At 47.6% G+C, this 3016-nt stretch carries 4 protein-coding genes and 1 tRNA gene; 3 read left to right on the forward strand and 2 right to left on the reverse strand.

The annotated features are described in order from the left end of the window. Window positions 1–14 precede the first annotated feature (14 nt). Entirely contained in the window at window positions 15–350 is a 336-nt protein-coding gene (locus tag ACTHUE_RS14290) for a YbaB/EbfC family nucleoid-associated protein (RefSeq protein ID WP_003678854.1), read from the forward strand. A 149-nt stretch (window positions 351–499) separates the two neighbouring features. Here the strand turns inward: ACTHUE_RS14290 and ACTHUE_RS14295 are convergent. Both ACTHUE_RS14295 and ACTHUE_RS14300 read right to left on the reverse strand, forming a co-directional pair. Next, window positions 500–575: transfer RNA gene (locus ACTHUE_RS14295), tRNA-Asn, on the reverse strand. A 139-nt stretch (window positions 576–714) separates the two neighbouring features. Further along, on the reverse strand, window positions 715–1206 hold the full coding sequence (locus tag ACTHUE_RS14300) for a hypothetical protein (RefSeq protein ID WP_003678851.1): 492 nt from the start codon (window positions 1204–1206) through the stop codon (window positions 715–717). A 180-nt stretch (window positions 1207–1386) separates the two neighbouring features. Between ACTHUE_RS14300 and dapF the strand changes: the two genes are divergently transcribed. Then, window positions 1387–2238, forward strand: a complete 852-nt coding sequence (dapF, locus tag ACTHUE_RS14305) for a diaminopimelate epimerase (RefSeq protein ID WP_004519258.1) — start codon at window positions 1387–1389, stop codon at window positions 2236–2238. Next, a complete protein-coding gene (locus tag ACTHUE_RS14310) occupies window positions 2235–2837 on the forward strand; it encodes a hypothetical protein (RefSeq protein ID WP_070461321.1) in 603 nt (200 codons plus the stop codon). Before dapF ends, ACTHUE_RS14310 begins: the two co-directional genes overlap by 4 nt. The last annotated feature ends 179 nt before the right edge of the window (window positions 2838–3016 follow it).

The following is a 3016-nucleotide window of genomic DNA, read 5'->3' on the forward strand; positions in this document are numbered from 1 at the left end:
CATAGGAGTAAAACATGTTCGGAAAAGCCGGATTAGGCGGCCTGATGAAACAGGCTCAACAAATGCAGGAAAACATGAAAAAGGCACAAGCCAAGCTGGCTGAAACCGAAGTTGAAGGTGAAGCAGGCAATGGTTTGGTGAAAGTTGTGATGACGTGTTCGCATGTTGTCCGCAAACTTGAAATCAGCCCTGATTTGATTCAAGAAGCCGCTGACGACAAAGAAATGCTGGAAGATTTGGTATTGGCCGCCATTAATGCCGCTTCTGAAAAAGCCGAAGAAACCACCAACAAAACCATGGGTGCATTCACCCAAGGCCTGCCTGCCGGTATGGGCGATTTCTTCCGTTGATTTAAAAATAAATAAAAGGCCGTCTGAAGCCAGATTTGGGTTTCAGACGGCCTTTTTTATTATGAGGACTCATGGGCTTTCTTTGGGAAAGAACAAGCGTTCCTTATTGATGTAAAAAAGCCTGAACAGCAGTTCAGGCTTTTGAAATTTGGCTCCCCGACCTGGGCTCGAACCAGGGACCTGCGGATTAACAGTCCGTCGCTCTACCGACTGAGCTATCGGGGAATGGGGCGTATTATAATGGCTGGAAAAAATGTGTCAATCCATATTTTCAAGAAAATGGTGCAAAATATTTCAAATGTTTGAATGTTAAAAATATTTTGTAATCAAGTTTCACATACTCCCCAGCCGTTTCAGACGGCCTTTAGTATTTGGCGTTAACCAATTTGCCGTTTTGGAATACTTGTTGCTGCATCACCGTGCCGTTGTAAGCGTAAGTGGTTAACGAGCCGTTACTTGGCGTGGCACGGAACTGCATCAGTTGGTTGCGGCTGAGGACGTAGGGGTCCGTGCGTTTTTGGCTGTTGTCGCTGTAAAAGTCTTGCACGACATATTCGTTGTTGCGTTTGCTGATCAGTTGGCGATGGAAACCGCCTTTGACTGCGCTGTTGCTGGGTGTGCCGTGTGCATCAAAATAGGTCACAATTTGTTCTTCTGAGATACGGATGCCGTCTGAATCCGTGCCTTTGGTGGTTTTGGTTTTATCCAAGCCGACAGGAATGTTGATGGATGTACCCAGGCCGACGTGGCGGCCGATGCTGGTGCCGACGCCTAAACCGACGGAAACGCCGGGCGTGCCGACTGTACATGCGCTGAGTGAAGCGGCCAAAAGGGCAGGTAAGAGAACTTTTTTCATAATGTGTATCCTTGTAATAAGAAATGTTTGTAATGTGGGAAGTATAGTATTTTTGCGGGGGGGCTGGTGTTAGTATTGGTAAAAGGGCGCAAGGCCGTCTGAAAAACAAGATAGAAACGAATATATCATTCTGGTGTAGAATGTGCCGAAATAATGATTTAATAAGAATGTGAATGAATAATGAAAACTTTAAAATTTACGAAGATGCACGGTTTGGGCAATGATTTTATGGTGGTCAATGCCATCAATCAGGACTTTGATCCGTTGGCTGCGCCGCTTGCCCAATGGGCAGACCGCTATCGCGGCGTGGGTTTTGATCAGTTTTTGGTAGTGGAGAAGCCTTCTTCTGATGCGGTCGATTTTCGGTACCGCATTTTCAATGCTGATGGTCGGGAAGTAGAGCAGTGCGGCAATGGCGCGCGTTGTTTTGCGCGTTTTGTCGCGGATAAGGGGTTGACGGATAAAACGGAAATTTTGGTTGAAACGACCAAAGGGATTATTGTGCCGAAGCTGTTGGATAACGGTTTGGTTACCGTCAATATGGGTAAACCGCGTTTCATGCCGTCTGAAATTCCGTTTGTGCCTGCACATGGTGAAAATGAAGATGCGCTGACGCATATTGTCTTGGTCGGTTTGGAATCTGTACCGGTAAGCTGTGTGAATATGGGTAATCCGCATGCGGTAATTTTGGTTGATAATGTTGAAACCGCACCGGTGGAGCATTGGGGCGGCGCTATTGAATCGCACGAGCAGTTTCCTGAACGGGTCAATGTCGGCTTTTTGCAGGTTGAAGATGAGTTGTCAGTCCGCCTGCGCGTGTTTGAACGCGGGGTGGGGGAAACTCAGGCTTGCGGCACTGGAGCGTGTGCGGCCGTGGTGGCAGGCGTGCGCAATGGCTTGCTGAAAGCGGGTGCGCCTGTGCGTGTTACTCTGCCTGGGGGCGAACTGTTTATCAGTTGGGAAGAAGGCGGCGATGTGCAAATGACCGGCCCTGCTGAAACCGTTTTTGAAGGCGAGTTGCAGTATTCATGATGGTTTCTTTGGATTTTTGGTTTGCCGTCGCGTATGCTGCGGTATCGTTGGCATTTATTTTTCGCGCACAGCGGTTTCAATGGCTTTGGGCTACGGTGTTGTTGTGGCTGGGGATTTCGGCACTGGGCGCACGCTTGTTGCCTGGAATGTGGGGCTTTACGCATACAGGCCCTTTGTTCATCCCTCATTTTTATCTGACAATCGCCAGTATTTTCTTCTTTATCGATGACTGCAGTAAAACGGAAGACAAAAAGTTTTGGTCGGCAGGCGAATATGCCGGTTTGACCTTATTTGCAGTTTCCAATGTCGTCATGACTTTGGCTTTTGTTTTCTTGGCAGGCGTGGTTTATTTCATCTTGCCGCTGGCAGGCTCGGTTTTTGCATGGGTGGCCTTACTGAAAATTTATGCTTTGAAACCCATTTATTGGTTTGTCTTGCAGGGCGTGTTGATGCTGGTGTTTTATCTGCACCGTGTGGTTGTTTGCAAGCAGTCTGCCTCTCTTTTCAGTATGCGGCAGATGTGGGCAGGCTGGATGGTTGCCGTCGTGATGCAGGCTGTGGTTGCCGTTACATTGATTTTTGAGCGCAGTGGATATTGACCGCGCTTGAACCAAAAGTTATAAAGAAAGAAATTTTCGATATTGGTTTTTTAGACGGCCTGAGTTTAATATGCAGGCTGTATTACATCTAAATCAGGAGCAGGAAATGAAAATTGCAAATAATATTACCGAGCTGATCGGCAACACACCTCTGGTGAAACTGAACCGCCTGACCGAAG

Source organism: Neisseria sp. P0021.S005 (genome assembly GCF_051956955.1).